We start from the raw sequence: 26,919 nt of genomic DNA on the forward strand, positions 1-26,919 counted from the left end.
ATTTCTGTATCTAAAACCTAACGGGCCTCTCTTGAAAAGGCAAGGAAACCCCATTCGTCTAACTCTTTCTCGGCGATACATCTGAGTCCTAAGGATAAATAACAGACCTTCATTTCGGCCATCTCTTTCACAAGAAAGCCCGCCAAGAAAAGATAACCTCCCGGGGCCGTTCTCTCCGCCAGACTTCCAGCCAGACGCTTGAGTTCCCAAGCCGATATATTGGCCATGACCAATTCGAACTCTTCTGCCAAATCTTCCACCCTTTGCAAAGACACCTCTAAGGGTAATTGATTTAGACTCGCGTTTTTGCGAGCAGCCTCCACAGCCTCGGGATCTATATCCAAAGCCAGGACGTTATGAGCCCCAAGTCTTGCGGCCGACAGGGCCAAAATACCCGTTCCGGTCCCCACATCTAGGACCGAGACCGGCCTCTTCCTTTCGAAAAGTTCATCAAGGGCCCTGAGCATAAGAGCTGTAGTAGGATGATGCCCCGTGCCAAAGGCCTGTCCGGGATCGATCACCAGACCTATCTCTCCCTTAGGTACCTCAAGTCTTTCCCAGGGTGGATATATCCAAATCCTTTTCGAAATTCTGAGGGGTTTGAAGTTTTCCTTCCAAACTCGTCCCCAGTCTTGATCTGCGATTTCCGCAACATTCTCCAAGACCAGGCCCAAGGCGGCTACTTCTTGTTTAAAGGCCTCCAGATCGGCCCCTGAAGCTAAATAAAAGCTGGCCTGGACAGCGGAACCCGCCTCACGGAATTCAAAACCGCCCCATCTTTCCGCAAGCAAGGGGAGGGCTTCCTCTAAAATCTTAGGTTCTCCACTAACTCGGATCTCGAACCAGATTTGAGCTTTGTCGGGTTTCATGGTAGATAGCCTAATGGGATTTCAAGTTTTAGCCAAGGGAGAAAGAGATGAAAAAATCGCTTTTGATATCATTTTTACTCCTGTTCATGATAATTTTTCCTGCCTGGGCGATCCTTCCTCCGGAAGTCAAGAAAGATCTCTCGCCGCTTTCGGCCCTGGTGATTGGTCTTGATGGTGAGACCGTAATTTTGGACAAAGGCCGCGCCCAAGGAGTAAAGTTAGGGGATATCTTTACCATCTATCGCAAGGGTAAACCCGTTATCCATCCCCAAACCAAAGAGGTCCTAGGATATCTCAAAAATCCGGTAGCCAAAGCCGAAATCGTAAGAGTAGAAGAAAACTTTGCTACCGGTAGACTCACTTATAAAAAGGAAGAATTTCCCATTCCCTCTCCAGCCATCCGTTTTGGAGATCAAAAAATTCTACTCATTGCTCCCTCGGCTTCGGAAATAGAAATTTTGATTCCTGAACTCAAGGAAATCTTCTCCCAAAGCCATCTTATAGTGGAAACCAGCAAGACTTTAGGAGCCCTTTCGCCAGCCGAACTCGGTCAAAAAAGAATAGATTTTGTACTCTATCTCGGCCAAGGAGAACTAAGGCTTTACAACCCCCGACTCGAGCTGATAAGGGCCTACACCTTTCCTTTGATTTCTCCCCCGCCACCTGGTCCTACAGCTCCAAGGACCATCAGCCCCCACCCCCAAAGGAAGCCCCAGACTTATACGTCTCCTACTCCCCCTTCCGCCCTTACTCCTTCTCCCTCTGTTTCTAATCGTTATCCTTATTCCACCCTTCGTTACACACAACCTTCGGCTCCAGTATTTAGGCGGGAAGGGAGACTACCCCAAGTAATCATTGACTTTGAAATGGGAGATCTCGATGAGGATGGAAAACCAGAAATTGTTTATCTGACGCCCAAGGCCTTATATGTTGCCCGGTATCGAGGGGAATTGCTGACCAAATACCAGTACCAGAGTTTCGGCAAGGTACTCAATTTTTCCCTCGGGCCCCGGGGTTGGTTGGCCCTGAACGTTTACGTGGACAAAGAAGGCCTGCGAAGTGAACTCCTCAAGTTTGACGGCCGAAATTTGCGGCCTGAAATCAAAAACCTCAATCTCATCCTCTCCTTTGCAGACTTTAACGGTGACGGTCGAAACGACACCCTTCTCGGCCAAACTTATTCTCCCGAAAACTTTTTTGGCCACAAGGTTTACATCCTTGGCCGACGAGGAAACCAGGTAACCTATCAAAAGGAACTTAAAGTGCCCGAGGGCTTCAGACTTATCGGAAGCGCCTTTGCAGATCTTGATGGAGATGGTTACCTGGAGACCATCTTTATTAATAAAGGGCACAAACTGGCCGTCTACCGCTACACCACGAAACTCTGGATCTCAAACCGGAAGGTAGGAGGCAGCAGTTATGTGATCAAGGCCTCCGCTGGCCCCTATCGGCAGACCTACAAATTAACCATTCCAGCTGAGGTTAATTTCCTAACAAGTGATCTCAATGGCGATGGCCGAAAGGAGGTCATTCTGGTGGCCAACGAAAGCAGCCACCGGGATCTCCTCCCTGGTATCCCGGCTTATAGTAGTGGCGAGGTCTTGGTACTTACCCACAGCGCCACCGGTTTTGAACTATTGCCCATTTCAGGGAAATTTGAAGGTCCCATTCAAGGATTGGGAATTTATGGCCAGGAACTCTTCGTAGCCCTGGCGAAGGGGAACCCCTTTACCCAAGAGGGAGAATCGTATCTCCTAGCTCTCCCCTTAAAGATGCCTAAAATCAAAGCTTCTGGGCCCCAGGATGTTTATCGAGCCATTCCCTGAGAAAGCTCTCCGTTAAGGCCGCTACTTTCCTTTCGTACTCCTCCTGGGTTATTTGGGCTCCTTTAAGGCCGCCCCGAAGATTAATTTCCGAAAGGAAAGGCCCTCCCTTTTCAGTGTAAATCAAATCCAAATGGGCGTACGGAAATTTTCCTCTAACCATAACCTTACGACAAAAATCGAGCTCGGCCTCCGAAAGGGCATACGACCGACTCCCACCCCCGAAAAAAATATTGTTTCTAAAATTAAAGGGATTCTTTCGCTCATAGGCCTCTATATAATCTCCTAGAATAACTACCCGAATATCCCGAACATCCCGGAACCGGGGTTGAAGTACAAAGGGATATTCCAGAGGCGGATTGCCGGCATGATTGAAAACATCCTCCACACTCTGCCAAAGGTGAATTCCAAGTCCACAGTTAGCTCTATCCCTTTTAGTGACTACTTCTCCAACTCCAAGGTGCCCAAAGTAATTCAGAGCTCGAATAAGATCATGTCGATCTCGAATGAGAAGGGTCCCTGGGGGCATAAAAGTCCCTAGAACCGCAACTTGAAAGGCCTTGGATCGGGAAAGCCATTGTGAGAGAAGGGAAGGGTAAGCTTCCACTCCTCTTTCGGCCAAATCAAATAAGAGCCATTCCTCACCGTATTTCAAACTGATCCGTGTTAAGATCAGGTCTCCTCTTTGAAGTTCCTGGTAGTGTTCTCGAAAGACACGATTTGAAGTAATGACCCAGGGAGGACGCATCAAAGTTTGTCGCGTAGATGGGAAAGATCGGCCTGACACCGTCCGCAAAAGAAACGCACCGGACCGGAAACCTCCATATCTTCACCTATAGGCACAAAGGTACCATCTTCATTTTGGAGATAATGGACCATGACATAAGCATTTTCGGTAACTTCGTAAAACTCTTCCTGATTTCCGCAATAAGGGCAGACTAGCTTTTCCCTCAGTACAACTGTAATAGGTTTACGGGCCACAATACGATGGCGTGGGACCGAAGAAGTTTTCGCGTTCTTAGTCATTTCTTCAAGTCCTCCTATCTTTCATAATAACCGATAAAGGAGGCCTTGGCGATAACATGGCCGGATAGATATCTTTCTACCTCTGCCAAAGAGGGTCTTTCTGGCAATTCAACCCTCTCCACATCCAGAGCATAGAGGATAAAATGATAAGGATGCGGACCCGTCCCAGGAGGTGGCTGAGGTCCTCCATAACCCTTAAATCCATACGAATTAGTAAGCTCCGTAGCCCCAGAAGGCATAGCTTTACCGGATGCTCCTTCTGGAAGTTCGGTTATCGAAGGTGGCAGATTAGTGACTATCCAGTGCATCCAGTTGCGGGCAATGGGATGGGTATCCACACATACCAACACCAAAGATTTCGCCTCTGCAGGCACTCCCTCCCATTTAAGAGGCGGAGAGAGATTCTCGCCCCCCGCAGCCCTCATAACATATTTTCTGGGGATTTTTCCTTCTGAGGGGATAATAGGGGACCAAATTTTCATGGCATACCCCCTGGTGCTAACCCAAAAAATCCCCCATAAAAGAGCTAGTAAAAACCTCATGCTTAAATAATAAGACCTTTGAGGGGGAACAACAAGAATACATAAAGAGGCAAAGCCGATATGCTGACAATTATCTAGGATGCCCAGCTTTTACTCTTTCTGCAAGAGCTATCCGAGTAAGAGCTCTCTGAAGAGCAGCTCTTGCCCGAGCCTCGGCCAACCGATCTCCTTTAGCCTGGGCCTCTTGCAATCTCTTTTCCGCCCTTTCCTTAGCCCGCAAGGCTCTCTCGACATCAATTTCATGGGCTTTTTCAGCAGCTTCCACGAGCAAGGTAACTTTTTTACCAGTTACCTCACAGAATCCTCCACTTACAGCCACCCACTCCTCTCGATCCCCCACACGATAATGGACAGAACCTATCTTCAGGCCCGCAAGCATCGGGGCGTGACCGGCCAGTACCCCGAACTCACCGGCCACGCCCGGAGCAGTCACAATATCCACCTCTTCACTTACTACCACTTTGTCAGGCGTAACGATCTCCAGAAGAATACGGGCCATTTTAACCTCCGGCAGCCATCTGTTTAGCTTTCTCTACGGCCTCTTCAATGGAACCTACCATATAAAAGGCCTGTTCTGGCAGATCGTCGTGTTTACCCTCTAGGATTTCCTTGAAGCCCCGAATCGTGTCTTCCAGCTTCACGTAACGTCCAGGAGTTCCAGTGAACTGCTCGGCCACGTGGAAAGGCTGTGATAGGAACCTCTGAATTCGACGGGCCCGAGCCACGATAACCTTGTCCTCCTCTGAGAGCTCGTCCATACCCAAAATAGCTATGATATCTTGCAGATCCTTGTAACGCTGGAGAACCTGCTGAACCTGCCGAGCCACTTGGTAGTGTTCTTCACCGAGAACGTTGGGATCAAGGATTCGAGACTGAGAATCTAGAGGATCCACCGCAGGATAAATTCCAAGTTCCGCAATCTGACGGGAAAGAACCACCGTTCCATCGAGGTGCGCGAAGGTAGTAGCCGGCGCCGGGTCCGTAAGGTCGTCCGCCGGCACATAAACACACTGGACCGAGGTAATAGAACCTTTAGTGGTAGAAGTAATTCGCTCCTGCAGAGCCCCAATGTCCGTAGCTAGGGTAGGCTGATATCCCACCGCCGAAGGAATTCGTCCCAGAAGGGCCGAAACCTCGGAACCGGCCTGAGTGAATCGGAAGATATTGTCAATAAATAGGAGCACGTCCTGGCCTTCTTCATCACGGAAATATTCCGCGACCGTAACCCCTGTGAGCCCTACCCTAGCTCGGGCTCCCGGTGGCTCGTTCATCTGTCCATAGACCAGAGCGGCCTTATCAATAACCCCGGAGTGCTTCATCTCTAGATAGAGGTCATTTCCTTCACGGGTCCGCTCACCAACTCCACAGAAGACCGAAATTCCTCCGTGCTGCATAGCGATGTTGTGGATCATCTCCATCATGACCACCGTCTTGCCCACACCCGCGCCACCGAAGGTCCCCATTTTTCCGCCTCGAGGGAAAGGAATAAGAAGATCAAAGACCTTGATTCCGGTCTCAAGCACTCTAATATTTACATCCTGCTCAGTAAGAGCTGGTGCCGGACGGTGAATAGGATAGAATGTGTCCGCCTTAATGGGCCCCGCCTCATCAACCGCGTCACCCACCACGTTCATAATCCTTCCCAAAGTGGCCTTCCCTACCGGAACCTTAATAGGGGCGCCTGTAGCCACCACCTCTTGGCCACGGAAAAGACCATCAGTAGTATCCATAGCGATAGTTCTCACCACGTTATCTCCAAGCTGCTGAGCGACTTCCAAGACTAAGTTCCACTCTCGATCGTCAATGGCAGGATTAGTCACCCTCAGAGCCTCCAAGATCTCCGGAACCTGTCCAGGAGGAAATTCCACGTCCACTACCGGCCCCATGACCTGCACTATTTTACCCACCGCTGTCACTTCAATCTTTTGACCAGCGACCTCAATAACTCTTTTTTCCGCCATATCGCTTACTCCTCCTTAATAATTTACGGCATTTTATCCCTTGAGGGCCTCCGCACCACCCACAATGTCCATCAACTCTTTGGTGATGGAGGCCTGCCTAGTCTTATTAAAAAGCAGCGTGAGCTCCCTTACCATGTCTCCACAAGCCCGGTTCGCATTATCCATAGCAGTCATCCGGGCCGCCTGCTCACTTACCGCAGTCTCAAGCATGGCAGCATATACTCGGGTGTTTACATACATAGGGAGGATCTGATCCAACAGCTCTTCGGGAGAAGGCTCATAGATAGGTGCCCCGCGTAAAGGCTTTTCTTCTCCCTCTCCTCCCTCAAAACTTATTGGGAGAATCTTCTCCCGTTTAGGCACCTGACGGACAACATTTACAAAATAGCCGTAAATCAGATAAGCCTCATCAATTTCGCGTTCCAAAAAGGCCTCCATGACTCGTCGCGCTACCGTCCGAGCGTCCTGCATCATAACTTTTCCCATAATATCCGTAAAACCCTCTAGAACCTCTGCTCGACTCCCAAAGTATTGGTACCCCTTCTTACCCACACAAATAAGTTTTACCCCTTGCCCCTGTTCGTGCCTTTCAGCTATAAATTTCTCTGTTTCTTTTATAAGATTGGTATTGAAAGCGCCACAGAGCCCACGATCGGCGGTAACCAGAACCACCCCTACATTCTTTACCTCCCGAGATTCCATCAGAGGAAATTGCGAAGGCGAAACCACTCCGCTCCGAGCCAACTCCTCGATTACCTCTCGATATTTTTCACCATACGGACGGAATTGCTCCAATCGAGCCTGTGCCCCGCGGAGCTTAGCCGCGGCAACCATATTCATAGCCCGAGTAATTTGGCCGATCTTTTTAATAGCATCTATTTTGCGGCGAATATCTCTCAGGTTCGGCATCTTCCTACCCCTTACGGTACCGGTACAGGTTCGACATTGTGGTTCTTCTTAAACTCCTCATTAAACTCTTTCAAAGCGGCGTGCATCTTTTCTTCAAGTTCAGGACTGATTTCCTGTTTCTCCTTGATCTCCTTGTAAATCTCCGGATACCTAGACTCTATAAATTCGTAAAGCTCCCGTTCATAGTCCGCAAGCACATCGAGAGGCATCTCATCAAGATACCCTCGGGTTCCGGCAAAGAGAATACATACCTGTTTTTCCACCGGCAAGGGCTGATATTGAGGCTGCTTTAGAATCTCGGTAAGACGAGCTCCTCGGTGAAGAACCCTTTGGGTGGCCCGATCAAGCTCAGAACCAAACTGGGCAAAGGCTGCCAGCTCACGATACTGCGCAAGCTCAAGCCTCAACCGTCCAGCCACCTGTTTCATAGCCTTGATCTGCGCCGCACCACCCACTCGAGAAACCGAAAGCCCAACGTTAATGGCCGGACGAATACCAGCAAAGAAAAGCCCGGGCTCAAGGTAGACCTGACCATCCGTAATAGAAATCACGTTGGTAGGAATATAGGCCGAAACGTCTCCCTGAAGAGTCTCAATAATAGGCAGCGCCGTAAGAGAACCGCCTCCATGCTCTTCATTCAATTTTGCAGCCCTCTCCAACAGCCGGGAGTGATTGTAAAAGATGTCACCCGGATAGGCCTCACGTCCCGGAGGCCGCCTAAGAAGGAGCGAAACCTCACGGTAGGCATTAGCCTGCTTGGAAAGGTCATCGTAGATAATGAGGGCGTGACGACCAGTATCTCGGAAGTACTCTCCCATCGCACATCCGGAATAAGGAGCGATATACTGCAAGGTAGCCGGATCAGAGGCGCAAGCCACTACCACCGTGGTGTACTCCATGGCCCCATACCGCCTTAGGGTATCCACAATCTGGGCCACCGTAGACTTCTTCTGCCCTACGGCCACGTAGATACAATAAACGTCGGTATCCTTCTGGGCCAAAATGGCATCGATACAAATGGCCGTCTTTCCAGTTTGACGGTCACCAATTACTAACTCACGCTGACCCCGCCCTATGGGAGTCATGGCATCAATAGCTTTGAGGCCGGTATACATAGGTTCATGCACCGGACGACGAACAATAATACCCGGTGCCTTGACCTCGATTCGACGATATTCTTTGGCTTCAATAGGCCCCTTGCCATCAAGCGGCCGACCAAGGGGGTCCACCACCCGTCCAATCACAGCCTCTCCTACCGGAACTTCAGCAATACGCCCTGTACGTTTCGCAATATCCCCTTCCTTGATTTTGGTAGCATCTCCCATGATGGGGACCCCCACATTATCGAACTCCAGATTGAGGGCGATCCCCATCTCTCCACCCGGGAATTCGATCAATTCCATAGCCTGACAATTTCTGAGACCGTATACCCGGGCCACGCCATCACCCACCGAGATAACGACCCCCATCTCATTGAGGTCAACTTTCTTCTCATACTCCTCTATCTTCTTTTTAATCAGATCACTAATTTCCTCGGCTCTAATCCCCTGCATATTAGGCCACCTCTCCCTTTATTATAGATTCTCTAAAAGACTCTAACTGGCTCCGGACACTTCCATCCAGAACCAGGTCTCCTACTCTCACAATTATACCTCCAATAAGCTCAGGCATCTTCACAACCCGAAGCTTAATCTCCTTGCCTACTAATTTCTTCAAAATTTCCGCAAGTCTTTGTTTATCCTCCTCCTCCAAATCGAACGCCGCCTGAACCTCTGCCCTAGCTATACCCAACGTCTCATCCATCAGCTCATCATAAGCTTCAATAATCTCGGCAATGAATTGAATCCTCTTCTTTTCCACCAAAAGCTTCAAAAAGCGAGCCACTTCTTCATCTAGCGAGAGGCCTTTTATGATTTCCTCCACGATTTCCATCTTGAGATCCGGAGGATAAATGGGACTTTGCAAGACCTCCAAAATCTCAGGCTGGGAGGAGAGAAAATCTCCTACCCGTTTCAACTCCTCCCCATACTCCTTAAACCGATCCCTTTCCTGACCTACCGCAAAAAGACCCCTGGCATACTTTTGAGCTACGATGGTCCTAATCAATGTACCCTCTCCACCTTTTCTATAAATTCATTAAACAAACGCTTGTGATCTTCGATCGTGATATTTTTACGAATAAGCTCTTCGGCCATCTTTACCGCCATCTCAGCCACTTCCTTCCGAAGTTCTGCCTTAACCCTGTTCACTTCCTGCTGAATATAAAACTCCGCCTGCTGCTTTATACGCTCAGCATTCTTTTTGGCTTCAGCAATTATCCTCTCTTTTTCCCTCTCACCCTGCTCCCTAAAAGCCTCCATCAAACGCTGAGCCTCGGCCTCAAGCCCCTTCAACTTCTCCTGAAGTTCAGCATAACGCTTCTCCGCCTCCCTCTTTTTAGCCATCAGATCCTCATATTCATTGAGGATCGTTTCCCTCCGAGAACGAAAAATATTGACAAGCGGATCCTTACCAAACTTATACAGAATAGCTACCAGAACCAAAAAGTTAACCGTCCACCAAAGAAGATTCTTCCATTGCTTAGGAGAAATCCCAGTCTCTTCAGAAACTCCGTGCCCTTCTCCAGAATGAGCCGCACCTACAGCCTCATGCATTCCATGAGATTCTCCCCCTGAAGACTCAGCCGCCCAAACCAATAAACCCTGACCCCTAACATCAAACTTCCCAAGACCAGACCCCAAAGGGAGAACCATCCCCAAAAAAGCCAAAATATACAACACTATCACCATCTTCCTCATAGCGGCCTCCCCAAGACCTTCTCCGCCATAGCCTTTGAAAACACCGCCACTTCCTCAGACAGCTGCTTGCGCACACTCTCAAACTGAGCCTTCACTTCCGAAAGGACCTTCTCCTTATAAGCTTCGGCCTCTTTGGCGGCCTCTCCAAGAATCTTGCGTTCCTCCTCACGAGCCTGAGCCTTCAAGGCCTCCCTTTCAGCCTGTGCCCGAGAATGAGCCTCGGCCAGACTTTTTTCATATTCCTTTAAAGCCTCCTCCACTTCTCGCGAGAGCCTATCAATTTCACTTTTAAGAGTATCAAAACGCGATTTTCTACCCTCTATAGTTTGCATGATGGGACGAATAAGGATGGCGTTCAAAATGAAGGTGAGGACGAGAGCCTCAATAATGGTAATCCATAACGTAATATCAAAATTAAGCATTTCCTACCCGGCCTCCCTAGTCTTTTACATAAATCAAACTAGCTTTTAGCTCAAAGCACCTTTTATGTCAAGGCAAATCTTCAGTAAAAAATCTTGATTATAGAAAAGAAAAGCGCCTTCTCATTACGGAAGCCGCAAATCCTAACATAATCATATTGGCAAAGACCGAGGAACCTCCGTAACTTAGAAAGGGCAGAGGCAGGCTTGCCGCCGGAAGAAGACGCACTACTCCTGCAAGATTGAAAAAAACTTCCCAAAAGAGAGTAGCTCCACATCCAAAGGCCAAAAATCTACCTAACATATCCTTAGCGGAATAAGCGGCTTTCAAATTGCAACCTATCAAAAGAGCAAATAGAGATACCACCACCATTGAGCCCACAAATCCCCATTCTTCTCCCCAAACGGCGAAGGCCAAATCGGTATGCTTAGCAGGAAGATAATGGAGTTTAGACGACAAGCCTTGTTTAAAACCCTGGCCGGTAAGTCCCCCTGAGCCCAAGGCAATTAAAGCCTGCCTGGTTTGATAAGACCAGCGCTTATGGGTCTTTCCGGGTTTTAGAAAGGCTTCTAGCCTGGCCTTTTGGTAGGGCTTAAGCTGTTTCCACACCAAGGGACCTATAACGAGGAAGCTCATCATCCCTAAAATCAGTATGCCTATCAATATTCTCTTGGAGATACCTGCAAACAAAATCACCGTAGCCGCAATAACCAATAAGAGAAAGGCCTGATCTAGATCCGTAACGGCAATCAAGAGAACGGGAATTAAAACCAAAGCCAATGAAATCCCCAAAAGCGATGGCGAAATAATCTCTTCTCGATTTTCTGAGAAAAGAGAGGCTAAAAGGGCTACTATTAAAGGTTTGGCAAACTCCGAAGGCTGAAGACTAAAACCACCGAAATAGACCCATCTTTTGTGTTGAAGAGCCATAAACAAAAGAAGACCTAAAAACCCCAAATAAAGTCCTAAAATCCGTTGAAAGGTAAGAATCTTATGGTAATCAAGCCACCAAAAGACGCTAAAAAGCAAAAGCCCTCCTCCCATCCAGAGAGACTGCCGCAAAAATAGAGCCTGGCCTCCGGCACTCATCTGATTAACCAGGCCTGCCACCATCAGTAAAACTAGAGCGAAAAAAAATGGCCAATCGTAGAACCAGATTTTAATCCTCATGGGGTAGCCCCCAAGAAATAGGTCTTTAAAATCCTCCCCGCAATAGGAGCCGCAGCTGAACCCCCGTGACCTCCGTGTTCTACAAAGACCCCCACCACTATTTCTGGATCTTCCGCTGGCGCAAAGGCCACGAACCAGGCGTGATCCCTTTCTTCATAAGGAATTCCGTCTTCTTTTTCTTTCTTAGTTTTGTCTTTTTTGAGTCTAACCACCTGAGCGGTTCCCGTTTTTCCGGCCACTACAATTCTTTTAAGTTTAGCCGCCCTGCCGGTACCATGCCTGCCATTGACCGCCTCTATCAGCCCTTTGCGAACCTCAGCAATAAATTCAGGCGAAACCGGAAGAGTAGCTTCCATCAAAGGACCAAAGTCTTTGGCTTCATAGCCATCCGAACTTGCCAAGCGAGCCACAACGTAAGGTCTCAAAAGCCTCCCCCCATTAGCCAAGGCCGCATAAAATTTACTCAACTGTACTAAATTCACCTCGAGGGCTCCCTGACCTATAGCTACTATTAGATTTTCACCTTTCTGCCACGGACTCCCTAAAACCCGCCTTTTCCAATCTCTATCCGGGACGATACCAGGATCTTCGCCTGGCAAACCGAGTCCTGATGGCTTCCCAAACCCGCAAGCCCGAGCAAAATCGGCCAAATAATCGATATCGAGTCTTTCTCCCAGAACATAAAAATAGGTATCACAGGATTGGGCTAGAGCCTGAATTAGGGCCACCTTCCCGTGTCCCCGCTTTTGCCAGCATCTAAAGACCCTACGACCCAGCTTATAGAAACCGGGACAGTAAATGCTCTCCTCTGGATTAACGAGCCCGGCCTTTAAAGCCGCAAGAGCGGTTACAGGCTTGAAGGTGGAACCAGGATGGTAGCCTTGAAGGGCTTTATTTAAGAGAGGGTGTCTGGGATTTGAGACGAGTTCCTTCCACTCCAAAGAAGTAAAACCACCTACAAATTTATTGGCGTCCGGGGCAGGAGAACTCACTAAAGCCTTAAGGCTTCCATCTTTTGGCGAAAGAATAACAACGGCCCCTGATCGGCCTTCCAAAAATCTAAAAACTTCCCTCTGTAACAAGCTATCAATGGTTAAATAGAGATCTTTACCAGGAATCGGCAAACGCTCTCCCACTACTTTGACTATTCGCCCGAAGGCATCCCTTTCAAGCTCAAGCTCCCCCTTTTGGCCTCGAAGCTCAGCCTCAAAGAGTTTTTCAAGACCGCTTCGCCCCAAGAAATCTTTGCTATCATAGCCCTCATTTTTTAAGCGTTTCAGTTCCTCTTGAGTAATAGGAGAAACATAGCCTACCAAATGGAAAAATTCCCTCCCAAAGGGATAAAAACGCTCCGGTTGGGCCACTAGTTTAAGGCCGGGAAGGTAATATCTCCTAGCCTCAAGCCGAGCTACCGTATTCCTATCTAGACCTCGTCTTAAAAGAATTTCTCCGTAAGCCCGTCTCTTCTTAAAAAGATATTCCTCCTTTAGCTTGCTATAATCTTCCTCCAGTAGGTCGGCCAAAAGCTTGAGAATCTTGTCTTCTCGACCTTTGAGATAAAAAGGGTCCAAATAAAGATTGAAAGAAGGACGATTGCCGGCCAAGAGTACGCCCTTGTAATCATAGATTCGTCCTCGGGGAGCCGGCACTGCTACGCGAACAAACGTCCTCTGCTGAGCTAACTTCCAAAAATAGTCATGCCTCAAGATCTGGATATAAATAAGCTTAAAAAGCAAAATCAAAAAGAAAAAAAAGAAGACATAACCAGCCCAAACAACTCTTTTTTGAAAAATTTCTTCTCTATCCCGTCTATCTACCAACTAGAGCTCCCTGAAGGCTTTGTATTTCTGAATCAAAAAACGAAAAAGCATCGCCCAGGCGTAGGTTACCCCTAAATCCCATATTAAAAGACTAAGCCAATTGGTAGGCAAAGAAATTTCCATCAAATAAGGGAAAAGGAGATACAATATGAATCTAAAGAAGAAAAGGCTAATTCCCAAAGCCAAGAGAGAAGGATACCATAAAGAAAAATCTAGACCTCTGGCCAGAATAGCTTGCAAATAAGCTACTAAACTCCCGGAAAGGAATCCTCCTAAAATTCCCGAGAGACTAAAAAAACCCTCTATTAAGCCTACCAGGATCCAAAAAATATTGCGACTTCTTCCAGAAAGTTCAAGACTAAAAGCTAAGGCCAGAGCCAAGAAAGGATCCCCCCAATATCTCAAAGTAAAACTCTCTAAGAAAACCTTAAAAATCAGGACTCCAATTAGAAGAAGGTATATCAAGGTTTGAAATCCCTATATGTAAGGATCACGTATACATATTCCAGCCTTCTAAAATCACAAAAAGGTTCAACTTCTATCGTCTCAAAGAATCCTTGTCTCTTCTCCGGAGAAATCCTTACCACTTGCCCCACCCGGATCCCTTTGGGGTAGAGGGCATCCATTCCGGAGGTCACTAAGATGTCCCCCTCTCTAATGTCCATCCCATAGGGCACATAATCCAAAAGGCAAGTCTCTTCCTTTCCCCGCCCGCGCAAAAGTCCTCTTTCTCGAGAGCGAACGGAAAGCACATCCACCGCACTTACCGGAGCCGTAATGGGCAAGATCTTGGCATATTTAGAAGAGACTTCTGCCACTTGCCCCACCAAAACCCCAATTTCCCCTCCGACAGCAGAAACCACTGGCATTTCAGGAGAAACCCCAACATCTTTCCCCTTATCTATAATCAAATAATTCTCAAAAGGTTCGAAAGGCTTATATATGACTTTGGCAAGGATTTTGGGATAAGTCTTCAAAAGAGGAGACTTATCTCCCTTATCAAGGGCTTTGCAAAGGAAGAGGGTTTCTTCTAGACGTGTCAGGCGTGTCCTTAAGGCTTCATTTTCTAGTTTTAGTCTTTGATTTTCCTCCTTAAGCTTCACAAGGTAAACATACTTCTCGAAACCCCTTCTTAACCCCTCTCCCAACCCTGAAGAGGCTTTTATCACCGGGGAAAGGGCTCCCAAGAAAATTTTTGAGACAAAAGGTATACGGAAGTTAAAGATGATAGAGACGAAAAATAAGCCGACCAAAAGAACTAAAAAAAGATAAAAACAAAGACTCTTAAAACCCGATGGAAGCACTTTTAACCAGTAAACATCAGTTCTTTGAGAACCTCTATATTGTCAAGGGCCTTTCCACACCCCAAAACTACTGAGCAAAGCGGATCTTCAGCTACCATTACCGGGAGTTGGGTTTCCTCTCGAATCAGTTTATCAAGATTTTTAAGCAGAGCCCCTCCCCCAGTAAGGACAATACCTCTATCTACGATATCGGCCGCAAGTTCGGGAGGAGTTTGCTCCAGAGCTTCCTTTATGGACCTCACGATCACTTGGATATTTTCATCAATGGCATCCTTGATCTCATCTGAAGAAACCGTAATGGTTTTAGGAATACCACTTATTAAGTCCCGCCCCTTTATTTGCATGGTTTCATACGGAGGTTCAGGTAAAACGTTCCCAATTTTGATCTTGATCTGCTCGGCTGTAGATTCTCCTATAAGCAGATTGTATTGTCGTTTTATATATTGCATAATAGCTTCATCCATCTTATCTCCAGCCACCTTCACGGTGTTGCTATACACTATTCCTGCTAAAGAAATAACGGCAATCTCGGTGGTCCCTCCTCCGATATCCACAACCATACTGGCGGTGGGTTCAGTGATAGGAAGGCCGGCCCCAATAGCCGCTGCCATGGGTTCCTCGATGAGATAAACCTCTCTGGCTCCGGCACTTTCGGCACTCTCCTTCACGGCCCGCCTTTCAACCTGGGTAGTCCTGGAAGGGATACCGATAATGACCCTGGGTCTAACCAAAAAACGGCGATTATGAATCTTCTGGATAAAATAACGGAGCATGGCCTCCGCGACCTCAAAATCTGCGATCACACCTTCCTTCAAAGGGCGAATGGCTTTAATATTGCCGGGAGTCCGACCAAGCATTCGCTTGGCCTCTTCGCCAACGGCCAACACCTTTTTGTATCGACCGTCTTCCTTGACCGCCACCACCGAAGGTTCGCGAAGGACGATACCTTTGCCTTTTACATAAATAAGAGTATTGGCCGTCCCAAGATCTACGGCCATATCCATAGAGAAAGCACCGAAAAGAAACTTAAACATTCCAGACCCCTGAGTCTGAGAATCTTCCGCTCTTAACCTTAGCAATTAAACCCCATACTGACAAGAAGAACGCCTTTACGTAAGCCCAAACTCCCATTATGTTTTAGATATGATCCGAGAGCCGGCGGTAGCAGGTCAGTTTTATAGCAATGATCCCGAAACTCTCCGGCTAGAGCTCTCCCGCCTAATTGTGGAGAAGGAACCCAAGGTAGAGGCCAAGGCCGTAGTGGCCCCACACGCCGGTTACATGTATTCGGGCCATGTAGCCGGTGCGGTTTACGGTCGCCTTGTACCTCCAGAAGTAGCAGTGGTTATCGGGCCTAATCATACCGGCCTTGGGCAGGCAGCCGCCATCCTGCCCTACGGGACCTTCCTCACTCCTTTGGGAGAGGCCCCTATTGAGGCCTCGCTGGCCGAAGCTCTGCTTCAGAAGGTCCCCTTCCTTCGAGAAGACGCCCTGGCTCATCTCTATGAACATTCATTAGAGGTCCAAGTCCCTTTTCTGCAGTATTTAAATCCATCGATAAGCCTGGTTCCTATCTGTCTTTCGAGGCTTGACTATGAAGAGATGGCCACTTTAGGACGGGCCCTGGCGGAAGTGATAGCGAACCACCCTCGAAGGATAACCATTGTAGCCAGTACAGATTTCAGTCATTACGTCCCAGACGAGGTAGCCCGGGCCAAGGATCGCCTAGCCATTGAACGCATCCTTGCGTTTGATACCAAAGGGCTACTTGAGGTGGTCTTCCGCGAGAACATCAGTATGTGTGGTGTCATTCCCACGGCGGTGACTATAGAAGCAGCCCGCCATCTAGACGCTTCGCAAGCCGAACTGGTAAAATACGCCACCTCCGGAGAGGTCTCCGGAGACTACGCTCAGGTGGTAGGCTACGGTGGAATTCTGATGTGGTAGAGGGTACCATGAACAAAATCAAGACCCGTTTTCCACCCAGTCCCACGGGACATCTTCACCTAGGAGGGGCTCGCACGGCCCTTTTTAACTGGCTATTTGCCAGACACCACGGAGGGCTCTTCGTCCTCCGTTTTGAGGACACCGACCGGGAGCGCTCCCGGCAGGAATATGTGGACTCCATCCGGGAGGCCCTGGAGTGGCTTGGTCTTTATTGGGATGAAGGTCCCTACTTCCAATCTCAGCGCCTCGAGATCTATAGGGAATATGCCCGTAGGCTTTACGAGGAGGGCAAGGCCTATTACTGCGAGTGCTCCCCCGATGAACTCGAACGCAAACGTAAGGAGGCCTTGGCCGCAGGACGTAAACCCAAATACGATGGTACCTGCCGGGAAAAGGATCTCCCCCCTGGTCCAGGACGGGTTCTGCGTTTAAAAATTCCCCCCGTGGGGACCACGGTGGTGGAAGACCTTATCCGGGGAGCAGTGGCCTTTGACCATCAAGAGCTCGACGACTTCATCCTAGTAAGAAGCGACGGTACCCCCACTTATCAATTTGCAGTCGTGGTGGACGATCTCACCATGGGCATCACGCATGTCATCCGGGGAGACGATCACCTCTCAAACACCCCCAAGCAAATTCTCCTCTACAAGGCCCTAGGGGCCGAACCTCCAAAATTCGCCCACGTACCCATGATCCTGGGTCCGGACGGCACTCGGCTTTCCAAACGCCACGGAGCTCTCTCTATCTTGGCCTATCGGGAGGAAGGATACCTTCCCCAAGCCCTGCGAAACTATCTCGTGCGTCTGGGCTGGTCGTACGGAGACCAGGAAATCTTTACCTTAGAGGAGATGATCGAAAAGTTCGATCTTTCCAGGGTGAGCAAATCCGCGGCCCGGTTCGACCCCGAAAAATTTCTGGCTCTGAACGCCCACTGGCTCCGGGCCACCCCCACGGAGGAACTTGCCGAAGAAATAAAGCCCTTCATCACCAAGCTTGGGTTGCCCATCCCCGAAAAGGAGTATCTCCTCCAGGCCCTTGAGACCGTCAAACCCCGGGCTCGAACCCTTCTTGAGGCCGCGGAGATGATGCGGTTTTATCTAGTGGAGGAAATCTCGTACGATCCTAAAGCCGCTCAGAAGTTTCTCACTCCAGAAATTGTACCGGTGTTTGAGAGGCTCCTCCAAGAACTTGCGAAAGTCGAGTTTGAGGACGAGGCCTTGGAGAAGCTCTTCCGAGGGTTAGCCGAAGAACTAGGGCTTAAGCTCAAAAAGATCGCTCAGCCGGTACGGGTGGCTTTGACCGGCAAAACCGTAAGCCCGGGGCTTTTTGAAATTATGCGCATTTTGGGAAGGGATCGCGTATTGAAGCGTCTCAAACAAGCTCTGAACTACATAAAGGAGGCCTAGATCCTATGACCGATCTACTAATAATTCTCTTGATCCTTCTCTTTTGGATCTTCTTGAACAAAGTGCTATTGCCAAAAATGGGAGTTCCTACCTGAATGTCTCAAACTTCCTGCTCTCTGGATCAGAGAGCTTCCAAGAAGAAAAGAAAGGCCAAAAAATAGAGGGCGCGGCGGGATTCGAACCCACGACCTCTGGCTCCGGAGGCCAACGCTCTATCCGACTGAGCTACGCGCCCTTCTTCCTCAAATTTTAAAAGTCCTCCCCAACCTGTCAACTAGCCGTCTTCAAGTCGAGCGTTACGGTATTTGCAGATGAGATGAGGAATCAGTCCTCCGTCCCGAATGAGCTCCTGCATAAAAGGTGGAAGAGGCCGTACCTTATACACCTTGCCCTTGGTGAGATTACGGATCTCGCCCGCCTCAGGGTCCACTTCGATCTCATCACCCTCTTCGATATCCCGGCTGGCCTCGGTACTCTCCAATATCAAAAGACCGGTGTTGAAGGCGTTGCGATAGAAGATGCGGGCAAAACTTTCGGCAATCACACAAGCCACTCCACAGGCCTTGATGGCCACCGGAGCGTGTTCCCGAGAAGAACCGCAACCGAAGTTTTTCCCGGCCACGATGATGTCTCCGGGATTGACCTTTTTGACAAATTCGGGATCGGCATCCTCCATACAGTGTTTGGCTAGTTCCTTAGGGTCAGTAGTATTTAAGTAACGGGCCGGGATAATAACATCCGTATCCACATTATCTCCGAATTTAAAGGCTTTTCCTCGGATAGCAGCCATGATTTAAGCCTCCTTCAATCCCAATTCTTCCGGGCTTCCAATACGACCAAGCACCGCCGAGGCCGCGGCCACCGCTGGCCCGGCAAGATAGACCTCGCTTTCGGGATGCCCCATGCGCCCGACAAAGTTCCGGTTGGTGGTAGCCACCGCCCGCTCACCTTTGGCGAGGATTCCCATATGCCCTCCGAGACAGGGCCCGCAAGTGGGCGGGGAAATAATGGCTCCGGCCTCTAGGAAAATCCGAAGGTAGCCGCGCCTCAAAGCCTCCCGATACACAAAGGGCGTAGCTGGAATAATAATGGTCCGCACATTGGGATTAACCTTGCGTCCATTGAGGATCTTGGCCGCCACTGCTAAGTCCTCAAGTCTCCCGTTGGTGCAGGAGCCGATCACCACCTGATCAATAGGAATCTCTGGAATCTCGGTCACAGGTTTTACGTTGGAGGGCAGATGAGGAAAGGCCACCTGAAGCTCGATCTTGGAACAGTCATATTCCCTGATCTCCCGATAACGGGCTTTACGATCGCTTTTATAGATCTTGGGAGCCTTATGAGAGTGTTTACGCACATAGTTCAGGGTTCGGCGATCAGGCTCAATGAGGCCTACCTTCCCCCCGGCCTCAATGGCCATGTTGGCCATAGTGAAACGCTCCGCCATAGGTAGCCTGCGGATAACCTCTCCGGCGAACTCCATAGCCATGTAAAGGGCCCCATCTACCCCGATGTCTCCAATAGTATACAGAATCAGGTCCTTCCCCGAGACCCAAGGCTTGAGTTTTCCCCTATAGACAAAGCGGATAGTCTCCGGAACCTTAAACCAAGTCCTCCCGGTAATCCAAGTCGCCGCAAGGTCGGTAGAGCCCACTCCAGTGGCAAAGGCCCCTAGAGCCCCGTAAGTACAGGTATGACTATCGGCTCCAATCACGATATCCCCCGGGGCCACCAACCCCAGCTCCGGGAGCAGAGCGTGTTCGATTCCGCAAACCCCACCCTCATAGTAGTGTTTTATCTTGAAGCGATGGGCAAATTCCCGACAAACCCTCACCTGCTCGGCGCTTTTTATATCCTTGTTAGGTGTAAAGTGATCCATAACGAGCACAACGCGATCGGGGTCAAAGAGCCGGTTGATCTTGGTTTCTTCAAAAATCTTTATGGCCAGAGGAGCCGTAATATCGTTGGCCAAGGTCAGATCCACCGGGACTTCAACCAATTCCCCGGGTTCTACCGCCGGAAGCTCGGCCCGATCCGCCAGGATCTTTTCGGCCATGGTCATGGGTCGCTTCATCGGAAACCTCCACACCTTTGAATAAGGTTTTATTTAATTACTACCTATTAAGCTTCTAGACAAGCACCCTTACAGGGGGTATCGCTAAATTATGAAAGCCCTCAGGGAAGCGGCCAGAGATCTGGCCTACCTCCTGGATCGCGGTTATCCCGAAAGAGCTAGTCTCAAATTGATCGGGGATCGCTTCGGTCTCACCGCTGAAGAGAGGGAACTTCTCATCCGGGCCACCGTTCCCCGGCAAAAGGCCCTTCTCCGCCGGCAAAAGAAGGTGAGGGCCCGAGAGCTTAGAGGAGCCCGGGTAAGCGTTGACGGCTTCAATGTCTTGGCTACCCTAACACACGCCTTAAGAGGTTACCCCCTTGTGCTTGCCAGAGACGGTTTTATAAGAGATGCCGTGCGAGCCGGGAAAAATTTGCGTCTTGAACCAGAACTACCCTCGCTCCTTGGACTCCTTGAAAAATTCTTTCGCCGGTTTCGTCCTGCTCATGTCGGTTTCTATTTCGATGCCCCCGTTTCTGGAAGTGGAAAGCTTGCGGCCAGGATCCGTATCTGGCTCAAAGAGCTACCCCTCCCGGGTGAGGCTCTAGCATTGCGCGACGCCGAAAGGCGGGTGCTCTCTGGAGAAATCGTCTGCACCGCGGACGGACCTCTCCTTGAGCGTGCGGATAAGGTCTTTGATCTTGCAGGCTTCATTGTTCGGCGTTATCTGAGAAGCCCCCTCTTCAAACTCTTCAGTTAACAGGCCCGGGACAAAAGGGATCGCGATCCCGAAAGGGATCAAGGCCGGAAGTGGCGATCACGGCCAGACATCCTCGACAAATAGCGTAGAGCCGACAGTCATAGCAGGCCTCTGGCCCCCGGCGGTATTTCTCGGACCTCTCCGAGTGATAGATCTCCAAGAGATCGTTCTCAAAGATATTTCCCAAATAAGAAGAAAATTTCCGACAGGCATGGACCTCGCCATCCGGGAGAAGGGCCACAAAGTTGAAGGCCGCGCCACAACCAAAGCCGGTACAGCCCCCACAAAGTTCGTCTTTCTTGCGGTAAAGCAGATGGTTAAAAAGATTGTCCTTCAAATGGAGGTGAGGCAGGTTTGCACTCTCCTCAAGAAATTCCACCATCAAACGAAAAAAAGTGTCCCTTTCAGCCGGAGAAAGTTTTCGGCCCTCCCCGGTAAGGGCCAACCGATTAAATGTAAAGGTCTCCACTCGACCGGAAAGGCTTCTGGCCAGAGGCAGGACCTGATCGACGTTTCCGGCATGAAGGGTCAACATCACGCTCGCTGAGACCCCGGAATCCTTAAGCATTTCTAGGAAGGAAAGCGTTCGCCTAAAATGGCCTGGGCCTCGGATAAAGTCGTTGTAAGCTTCAAGGCCCTCAAGGCTTACCTGATAGTAGGCCGGGGGTTCAATGGCAAGAATCCTCTCAAACCAGGCCTCCGGTACCGGATTCCCCAAAATGGCCAGGGTAAAATCTCTCTCCGAGGCCTCCCTATAGAGCTCGAAGAAGTCGGGATGCAGAAAGGGATTGCCTCCGGAAAACGAAATCTGGCCCTGGACCCGCATCTCTTCACAGAAATCATAGAAACGATCCAGCACTCTCAAGGCCTCTTTAAGATTTAAGGGCCTGCGGTCGGTGCGGTCGTAACAATGACGGCAGGCAAGATCGCAGCGCTGGGTAAGGTGCCACTGAAGGGTAAAAATCTCCGACCGACGAAAATCCTCTCCCGGGAACCAGGCCTCTTTATAAGGACTTCCGGACCGAACAACCCGAGTAGGTTCTTTGAGGAGATACCCCTTCTTAACGCCTAACCTGAGGACCCCCTTTAGGACGCTTAATGAGACCGCCTCTTTGTGGGCCACTTCTCTGAGATCCCTATCTTCAAGGACAAGTTTCAGGGCTAGAAGATCATAGGGAGATGGTTTTTCCCGGTGCTTTTGGTCGGTCTTGAGATCTTTCCAGAAGAGCTCAAAGTCCCCTCCCTGCCTCTTTAGTTCAAGGGTAGGGTTTAAATAATAGCCCTTCACTTTAAGCTTATTCCCCAGGGCCTGACCAGGCCCTTAATCTTAACCTCAGCCACTTTTACCAGAAGGTTTGACAGGCATATGAGCTTCAGGCTTTTCTTCAGAGGCCTTCTCCGTAGCCTCTGGAGTAGCATTTTCGATGGTATTCTTTGAGGACTTTATGTCCATATCCATTTGAGCGGCACCGCCGCCCTTCTTGGAACCTCAACCGCTACAGCCACTCTGAGAAAGGGCTCTGGCTGGAAGGCTCAAACCTCCACTCGCAGCCAAAAGGGCCGAAAGACTAACTCCCGTCAGCATTCTTTTGATTTTTTCTGTTTTCATCTCCTCTCTCCTTCACAAAATTTCATATTTCTTATTTATATCATGCTATAAAATAAATAGCAAATTTTTTATTGGAATTCCTTATAAAAATATATAAAAAGAAAATCCGTGGGTTTACTGGTAACAGGAAGAAAGTAAAGTTATATCCGAATTGAGCGATTCCGAAGGCCAAATCCAGGCTGAAGATGAAAATTTGATCAGTAAAATCAATGGTTATGCAATATCCTTCGCAAAGGATTGGCTAGCCTAATGGATTAAGCAAAAATAGGAATAGGGCCTGACCTAGCTCAAGAATGGGGTTGGGGACGAAGCCCAAAAGGATACGTCAACCAAAATCGCTCAGATTGGGTTATAATATGGCAGCTCAGAAAGAGGGAGGTTGGAGATGGCAGGACATTCTCATTGGGCTCAGATCAAACGGAAAAAGGCTGCTCAGGACGCTAAGCGCGGGAAGCTTTTCACTAAGATCACCCGAGAAATTATTGTAGCCACTCGAATAGGAGGAGGAGATCCTTCCTCCAATCCGCGGCTTCGAGCTGCCATCGCCGCAGCCAAAGCGGCTAACATGCCCAAAGAGAATATAGAAAGGGCCATCCGTAAAGGCCTCGGTCTTGAAGAAGGTACCCAGTATGAAGAGGCCACTTTTGAAGGCTATGGTCCTGGAGGAGTGGCCGTCTTCATCGAAAGTGTTACCGATAATCGTCGTCGGACAGTCTCCGAACTTCGCCACATATTCAGCAAATGCGGTGGGAATTTAGCAGAACCCGGAGCCGTAGCCTGGATCTTCGAAAAGAAGGGGCTGATCGTGATCCCCAGAGATGGTCTCTCTGAAGATCAGGTTCTTGAGGTAGCCCTCGAAGCCGGAGCCGAGGATGTCCGTAGCTACGAAGGCGAGTTTGAAATCATCACCACCCCTGAAGATTTTGAAGAAGTAAAAGCCGCCATCGAAAAAGCCGGTTTTTCTCCCTCCTCGACCAAGGTGACCTTGGTACCCAAAACCACCGTTAAACTCGAAGACGAAAAGACCGCTCAGCAGATGCTACGCCTCATGGAAATGCTGGAAGAGCATGACGACGTGCAGCAAGTTTATGCCAATTTCGATATCCCGGAAAACCTGATGGAAAAACTCTCCGGAACTTAGAACGTGCGAATCCTCGGCCTTGACCCCGGGTCCAGGGTAACAGGTTACGGACTCATCGAAGGACAAAATCCCCCTCGGGCCCTGGCCTGGGGGGTTATAAAACTCGGCAACCGTAATGGACTCCCCGAAAGACTCTATAGGCTTTATCAGGAGCTCGGAAAGATCCTGCGGGAATTTCAGCCGGAGGTGATTGCCCTTGAAGAAGTTATCCCTGAAAGATATCCGCGGGCGGCTCTCTCTTTGGGGCAGTCCCAGGGGATAATCCTTCTTCTTGTAGGGCAGACCGGCCTCCCCCTCTTTACTTATCACCCTCTTGAGGTTAAAACCGAACTCACGGGAAACGGAAGGGCCGGGAAGGAACAGGTTAGCTACATGGTAAAACAGACCCTAGAAATTGAAGAACCCCTTGAAACCGACGCCGCGGATGCTTTGGCCTTGGCCCTGACGCATTTTTATCGGATAAACCGTGCTTTCTGAGATCACAGGTCAGATAACCAAAAAGATTCCCGGGAAGCTCTGGCTTAAGACCGGCCCTCTGGTCTGGGAAATCTTCGTACCCTTTACCTTTACCGAAAACCTTCCTCCTCCGGGAGAAAAAGTCCGGATCTCGGTCTGCGTGTTTCTTCGGGGAGAAATCTTTGAAATGTATGGTTTCCCGGATGACACCTACCGGGAGGCCTTCCTCTTGCTCTCCTCGCTTCCGCGGATCGGACCCCGACTGGCCTTAAATCTTCTGGCCCTTTTTAGCCCGCAGGAACTCGAGGAGGCGGTACGAACTGAGGACGTCTCGGCCCTTTCCAGGGTCCCTGGCATCGGTCCTCGAAGGGCCGAAAGACTCTGCGTGGAACTAAGAGCTCGACTCGGACTCAAAAGACGCCATAGGGAACGATCTCCCATCTATGAAGAGGCTCTCACGGCCCTCAAAAACCTGGGTTTCTCAGCCGTGGAGGCTGAAGAAGCTCTGTCCCAAGTCTTTACCGGTAAAGAAGATCTGGACGAACTTTTACGTAAGGCCTTAAAACGCTTCTCACCAGCCTGAAAGCTTTATATAATTTCTCCGTGGATCTTCTGCGTCCTAAGACTTTAAAGGAATATATCGGCCAGGAAGATATCAAACGGGAGCTTGAGATCTATCTTTCGGCGGCCAAGGCCCGTAATGAAGCCTTAGATCACGTGCTTCTTACCGGCTACCCCGGTTTGGGGAAGACCACCCTGGCCCAAGTTATCGCTCACGAGTTAGGAGTGAATTTCAAGATCACTTCTGGCGCCACCCTTGAAAGACCCGGGGATCTTGCAGCCATTCTTACCACTCTTGAAGAACGGGATATCCTCTTTATAGACGAGATCCATCGCCTTCCCCGGGCCTGTGAGGAGGTGCTCTATCCGGCCATCGAAGATTTCGTCCTAGATCTGGTGGTGGGGAAGGGACCTGGGGCTCGGGCCGTACGGTTAAAACTTCCCCGTTTTACTCTTATCGGCGCCACCACCCGCCCGGGATTGATCTCCGCCCCTCTGCGCGACCGCTTCGGCATAGTATTCAAACTAGAATTCTACAGTGAGAAGGCCTTGGCCCGCATCATAGCCCGCTCAGCCGAGATTCTAGGCCTTCGAATCACCCCTGAAGGAGCCCAAGTCATCGCCTCCCGTTCCCGAGGCACCCCTCGGATTGCCAACCGCCTGCTCCGCCGAGTAAGGGATTATGCCGAGGTAAATGGTAGCCGAGAAATCTCTAAAGAGGTCGCCGAAAAAGCCCTTGCCTTAATGGATCTCGATCCCTTAGGCCTTTCCCCGCTTGACCGACGCATTCTCCTTACCATCCTCGAAAAATTCGACGGAGGTCCAGTGGGACTGGGAACTTTGGCCACCGCCCTCTGTGAAGACCCCCAGACCCTAGAGGACATCTATGAACCCTATCTCATCCGGTGCGGTCTCTTGCGCCGAACCCGCAAAGGTCGTATGCTCACGGAGCGAGCCTACATATATTTAAAACAGGTTTCACCGGAAATACCTCTTAACAATAACCTATGGGAGAACTGAAACCATGGCCCGTTTAACCATACCAGAAATCCAGGCTAAAAAAGGAAAAGAACCTATCGTGGCTCTTACGGCCTATGATGTGATCTCGGCCAGGCTAGCCGAAGAGGCCGGCGTAGAACTTATTCTCATTGGTGATTCCGCAGCCATGGTGGTGCTAGGACACGAGGACACCCTCCCCATCACCATGGAAGAGATGCTCATCTTTTCCCGGGCAGTGGCCCGGGGGGCTCGGAAGGCCCTCCTGGTAGGAGACATGCCTTTTCTTTCATATCAGACCGGCCCGCCGGAGGCTATACTTAATGCCGGCCGATTTCTCAAAGAAGGGGGTTGCCAGGCCGTAAAGATCGAAGGCGGCGAAGAAGTGTCCGAAATCGTTAATGCCGTAGTTAAAGCCGGTATCCCGGTCCTGGGGCACATCGGCCTTACGCCTCAACGAGCTTCAGCCTTAGGAGGATATAAGGTTCAGGGACGCGATCTAGACTCTGCTCGCAAACTTATGCGGGACGCCGAGGCCCTGATTTCAGCTGGGGTCTTTGCCCTTATTTTAGAATGTGTCCCCTCCGAGCTGGCCCGCCGCATTACCGAGAAGGTCCCTGTCCCCACCATCGGCATCGGGGCCGGTCCTCACACTGACGGCCAGATCTTGGTCTTTCATGATGTAGTCGGGCTCTGGCCTCGATTTAAGCCCAAGTTCGTAAGGACTTACGCAGAGGTCTCCAAAGAAATTCTCCGGGCCGTTTCCACTTACGCCGAAGACGTAAAACAGCGTAGGTTTCCGGGCCCGGAGGAAAGTTTTCGTATCTCGGAAGAAGTCCTCAGGGCCTTAGATAGTTAGCTCTTCCCCATCGTGAATACCGACCAGCTTGATCTTAAAGATGACGTTCTTGCCGGCTAGAGGGGGATTGAGATCCAAGACAATCTTTTCGTCATTCACTGCGGTTACCAAGGCGGGAAACTGCATCTCCCCTTGAGGGGTGTCCACAATAAGGTTTAACATCATACCTACCTGGGGCTCGGTCTCCAGAGAAATAGCAGCCCGAGGGATCTCTTTGACCAAGTTATCATCCCGTTCCCCAAAGGCCTTGTCCGGGGAAAGCAGTACTTCCTTCTCCTCACCTTCAGCCATTCCGATCACAGCTTCGGACAGCCCCGGAATGATCTCTGGAGAGCCCACTTCAAAATAAAAAGGCTCTCCATCGGGAGTACGTTCAAACACCTCGCCGTTTTCCAACATCCCTACACAATAGATACTTACCACATCACCTTCTTTAACCCTGCGCATACAAACTCCTTTTTATTAAAATTTATTAGAGGTAGAAGATGG

30 protein-coding genes and 1 tRNA gene are annotated in these 26,919 nt (G+C 49.8%); 9 read left to right on the plus strand and 22 right to left on the minus strand.

Annotation, left to right across the window (positions count from 1 at the left end; all coding sequences use genetic code 11):
- Positions 1 to 17 precede the first annotated feature (17 nt).
- Positions 18 to 869: a 50S ribosomal protein L11 methyltransferase gene (locus tag TDIS_RS00425; protein WP_068668179.1), complete on the minus strand. Its 852-nt coding sequence runs from the start codon at positions 867 to 869 to the stop codon at positions 18 to 20.
- A gap of 47 nt (positions 870 to 916) precedes the next feature.
- Here TDIS_RS00425 and TDIS_RS00430 point away from each other — a divergent pair, with 47 nt between their 5' ends.
- Positions 917 to 2,695, plus strand: a complete 1,779-nt coding sequence (locus TDIS_RS00430) for an FG-GAP-like repeat-containing protein (protein WP_068668181.1) — start codon at positions 917 to 919, stop codon at positions 2,693 to 2,695.
- Here the strand turns inward: TDIS_RS00430 and TDIS_RS00435 are convergent.
- The 15 genes from TDIS_RS00435 to TDIS_RS00505 all read right to left on the minus strand — a co-directional run bounded on the left by TDIS_RS00435 (position 2,652) and on the right by TDIS_RS00505 (position 15,676).
- Positions 2,652 to 3,440 (minus strand): ATP-grasp domain-containing protein, encoded by a 789-nt coding sequence (locus tag TDIS_RS00435; protein ID WP_068668183.1) that lies wholly within the window; start codon positions 3,438 to 3,440, stop codon positions 2,652 to 2,654. The genes TDIS_RS00430 and TDIS_RS00435 overlap by 44 nt on opposite strands.
- A complete protein-coding gene (locus TDIS_RS00440) occupies positions 3,440 to 3,718 on the minus strand; it encodes a hypothetical protein (RefSeq protein ID WP_208595654.1) in 279 nt (92 codons plus the stop codon). The genes TDIS_RS00435 and TDIS_RS00440 overlap by 1 nt, the downstream gene beginning before the upstream one ends.
- A 14-nt stretch (positions 3,719 to 3,732) precedes the next feature.
- On the minus strand, positions 3,733 to 4,200 hold the full coding sequence (locus TDIS_RS00445) for a YbhB/YbcL family Raf kinase inhibitor-like protein (RefSeq protein ID WP_068668185.1): 468 nt from the start codon (positions 4,198 to 4,200) through the stop codon (positions 3,733 to 3,735).
- A 130-nt stretch (positions 4,201 to 4,330) separates the two neighbouring features.
- A complete protein-coding gene (locus TDIS_RS00450) occupies positions 4,331 to 4,759 on the minus strand; it encodes a F0F1 ATP synthase subunit epsilon (RefSeq protein WP_068668187.1) in 429 nt (142 codons plus the stop codon).
- A gap of 1 nt (position 4,760) precedes the next feature.
- Positions 4,761 to 6,221, minus strand: a complete 1,461-nt coding sequence (gene atpD / locus TDIS_RS00455; RefSeq protein WP_068668188.1) for a F0F1 ATP synthase subunit beta — start codon at positions 6,219 to 6,221, stop codon at positions 4,761 to 4,763.
- A 33-nt stretch (positions 6,222 to 6,254) separates the two neighbouring features.
- Positions 6,255 to 7,130 carry an ATP synthase F1 subunit gamma gene (gene atpG, locus TDIS_RS00460; RefSeq protein WP_068668191.1) on the minus strand — a complete coding sequence of 292 codons (876 nt, stop codon included), beginning with the start codon at positions 7,128 to 7,130 and terminating at the stop codon, positions 6,255 to 6,257.
- 11 nt (positions 7,131 to 7,141) lie between these two features.
- A complete protein-coding gene (gene atpA / locus TDIS_RS00465) occupies positions 7,142 to 8,683 on the minus strand; it encodes a F0F1 ATP synthase subunit alpha (protein ID WP_068668193.1) in 1,542 nt (513 codons plus the stop codon).
- Position 8,684: 1 nt separating this feature from the next.
- Entirely contained in the window at positions 8,685 to 9,236 is a 552-nt protein-coding gene (gene atpH / locus TDIS_RS00470) for an ATP synthase F1 subunit delta (protein WP_068668195.1), read from the minus strand.
- Positions 9,233 to 9,928, minus strand: a complete 696-nt coding sequence (gene atpF, locus TDIS_RS00475; RefSeq protein ID WP_068668197.1) for a F0F1 ATP synthase subunit B — start codon at positions 9,926 to 9,928, stop codon at positions 9,233 to 9,235. The genes atpH and atpF overlap by 4 nt, the downstream gene beginning before the upstream one ends.
- Entirely contained in the window at positions 9,925 to 10,350 is a 426-nt protein-coding gene (locus tag TDIS_RS00480; protein ID WP_068668199.1) for a F0F1 ATP synthase subunit B family protein, read from the minus strand. Before TDIS_RS00480 ends, atpF begins: the two co-directional genes overlap by 4 nt.
- 97 nt (positions 10,351 to 10,447) lie before the next feature.
- Positions 10,448 to 11,518 (minus strand): FtsW/RodA/SpoVE family cell cycle protein, encoded by a 1,071-nt coding sequence (locus TDIS_RS00485; RefSeq protein ID WP_068668201.1) that lies wholly within the window; start codon positions 11,516 to 11,518, stop codon positions 10,448 to 10,450.
- Positions 11,515 to 13,338, minus strand: a complete 1,824-nt coding sequence (gene mrdA, locus TDIS_RS00490) for a penicillin-binding protein 2 (RefSeq protein WP_084270870.1) — start codon at positions 13,336 to 13,338, stop codon at positions 11,515 to 11,517. The genes TDIS_RS00485 and mrdA overlap by 4 nt, the downstream gene beginning before the upstream one ends.
- On the minus strand, positions 13,339 to 13,743 hold the full coding sequence (locus tag TDIS_RS00495) for a hypothetical protein (protein WP_153303708.1): 405 nt from the start codon (positions 13,741 to 13,743) through the stop codon (positions 13,339 to 13,341). It abuts the gene before it with no gap.
- Between the two features lie 56 nt (positions 13,744 to 13,799).
- Positions 13,800 to 14,507, minus strand: coding sequence for a rod shape-determining protein MreC (gene mreC, locus TDIS_RS00500; RefSeq protein ID WP_161939447.1), 708 nt, complete (start codon positions 14,505 to 14,507; stop codon positions 13,800 to 13,802).
- Between the two features lie 137 nt (positions 14,508 to 14,644).
- Positions 14,645 to 15,676: a rod shape-determining protein gene (locus tag TDIS_RS00505; protein WP_068668207.1), complete on the minus strand. Its 1,032-nt coding sequence runs from the start codon at positions 15,674 to 15,676 to the stop codon at positions 14,645 to 14,647.
- Between the two features lie 109 nt (positions 15,677 to 15,785).
- Here TDIS_RS00505 and amrB point away from each other — a divergent pair, with 109 nt between their 5' ends.
- Both amrB and gltX read left to right on the plus strand, forming a co-directional pair.
- A complete protein-coding gene (amrB, locus tag TDIS_RS00510) occupies positions 15,786 to 16,589 on the plus strand; it encodes an AmmeMemoRadiSam system protein B (RefSeq protein WP_068668209.1) in 804 nt (267 codons plus the stop codon).
- 8 nt (positions 16,590 to 16,597) lie between these two features.
- Positions 16,598 to 17,995: a glutamate--tRNA ligase gene (gene gltX, locus TDIS_RS00515; protein ID WP_068668211.1), complete on the plus strand. Its 1,398-nt coding sequence runs from the start codon at positions 16,598 to 16,600 to the stop codon at positions 17,993 to 17,995.
- 161 nt (positions 17,996 to 18,156) lie between these two features.
- Here the strand turns inward: gltX and TDIS_RS00520 are convergent.
- From TDIS_RS00520 to leuC, 3 genes are all read right to left on the minus strand, one after another.
- Positions 18,157 to 18,230, minus strand: a tRNA-Arg gene (locus TDIS_RS00520).
- Between the two features lie 39 nt (positions 18,231 to 18,269).
- A complete protein-coding gene (leuD, locus tag TDIS_RS00525; protein ID WP_068668213.1) occupies positions 18,270 to 18,785 on the minus strand; it encodes a 3-isopropylmalate dehydratase small subunit in 516 nt (171 codons plus the stop codon).
- Positions 18,786 to 18,788: 3 nt separating this feature from the next.
- On the minus strand, positions 18,789 to 20,069 hold the full coding sequence (gene leuC, locus TDIS_RS00530; protein ID WP_084270871.1) for a 3-isopropylmalate dehydratase large subunit: 1,281 nt from the start codon (positions 20,067 to 20,069) through the stop codon (positions 18,789 to 18,791).
- A 91-nt stretch (positions 20,070 to 20,160) separates the two neighbouring features.
- On the opposite strand from leuC, the gene TDIS_RS00535 reads away from it, so the two are divergent.
- Positions 20,161 to 20,808: a DUF434 domain-containing protein gene (locus TDIS_RS00535; RefSeq protein WP_068668215.1), complete on the plus strand. Its 648-nt coding sequence runs from the start codon at positions 20,161 to 20,163 to the stop codon at positions 20,806 to 20,808.
- On the opposite strand, the gene sbtM is transcribed toward TDIS_RS00535, so the two are convergent.
- A complete protein-coding gene (sbtM, locus tag TDIS_RS00540; protein ID WP_068668217.1) occupies positions 20,801 to 22,096 on the minus strand; it encodes a thio(seleno)oxazole modification radical SAM maturase SbtM in 1,296 nt (431 codons plus the stop codon). The genes TDIS_RS00535 and sbtM overlap by 8 nt on opposite strands.
- A 45-nt stretch (positions 22,097 to 22,141) precedes the next feature.
- Positions 22,142 to 22,417 carry an SbtA family thio(seleno)oxazole RiPP natural product precursor gene (gene sbtA / locus TDIS_RS11240; RefSeq protein ID WP_167348293.1) on the minus strand — a complete coding sequence of 92 codons (276 nt, stop codon included), beginning with the start codon at positions 22,415 to 22,417 and terminating at the stop codon, positions 22,142 to 22,144.
- Positions 22,418 to 22,802: 385 nt separating this feature from the next.
- Here sbtA and TDIS_RS00545 point away from each other — a divergent pair, with 385 nt between their 5' ends.
- Genes TDIS_RS00545 through panB form a run of 5 tightly spaced genes read left to right on the plus strand, consistent with a single transcriptional unit; the run spans position 22,803 to position 26,430 of the window.
- On the plus strand, positions 22,803 to 23,558 hold the full coding sequence (locus TDIS_RS00545) for a YebC/PmpR family DNA-binding transcriptional regulator (RefSeq protein ID WP_068668219.1): 756 nt from the start codon (positions 22,803 to 22,805) through the stop codon (positions 23,556 to 23,558).
- A gap of 3 nt (positions 23,559 to 23,561) precedes the next feature.
- Positions 23,562 to 24,035 (plus strand): crossover junction endodeoxyribonuclease RuvC, encoded by a 474-nt coding sequence (gene ruvC / locus TDIS_RS00550; RefSeq protein ID WP_068668221.1) that lies wholly within the window; start codon positions 23,562 to 23,564, stop codon positions 24,033 to 24,035.
- Positions 24,025 to 24,597 (plus strand): Holliday junction branch migration protein RuvA, encoded by a 573-nt coding sequence (gene ruvA / locus TDIS_RS00555; RefSeq protein WP_068668223.1) that lies wholly within the window; start codon positions 24,025 to 24,027, stop codon positions 24,595 to 24,597. Before ruvC ends, ruvA begins: the two co-directional genes overlap by 11 nt.
- A 20-nt stretch (positions 24,598 to 24,617) precedes the next feature.
- A complete protein-coding gene (gene ruvB / locus TDIS_RS00560) occupies positions 24,618 to 25,595 on the plus strand; it encodes a Holliday junction branch migration DNA helicase RuvB (protein ID WP_244147450.1) in 978 nt (325 codons plus the stop codon).
- 4 nt (positions 25,596 to 25,599) lie between these two features.
- Positions 25,600 to 26,430 carry a 3-methyl-2-oxobutanoate hydroxymethyltransferase gene (panB, locus tag TDIS_RS00565; RefSeq protein WP_068668227.1) on the plus strand — a complete coding sequence of 277 codons (831 nt, stop codon included), beginning with the start codon at positions 25,600 to 25,602 and terminating at the stop codon, positions 26,428 to 26,430.
- Here the strand turns inward: panB and TDIS_RS00570 are convergent.
- Positions 26,419 to 26,877 (minus strand): FKBP-type peptidyl-prolyl cis-trans isomerase, encoded by a 459-nt coding sequence (locus TDIS_RS00570; RefSeq protein ID WP_068668229.1) that lies wholly within the window; start codon positions 26,875 to 26,877, stop codon positions 26,419 to 26,421. The two genes, panB and TDIS_RS00570, sit on opposite strands and share 12 nt — an antisense overlap.
- Between the last annotated feature and the right edge of the window lie 42 nt (positions 26,878 to 26,919).

The organism is Thermosulfurimonas dismutans (assembly GCF_001652585.1).
GTDB lineage: Bacteria > Desulfobacterota > Thermodesulfobacteria > Thermodesulfobacteriales > Thermodesulfobacteriaceae > Thermosulfurimonas > Thermosulfurimonas dismutans.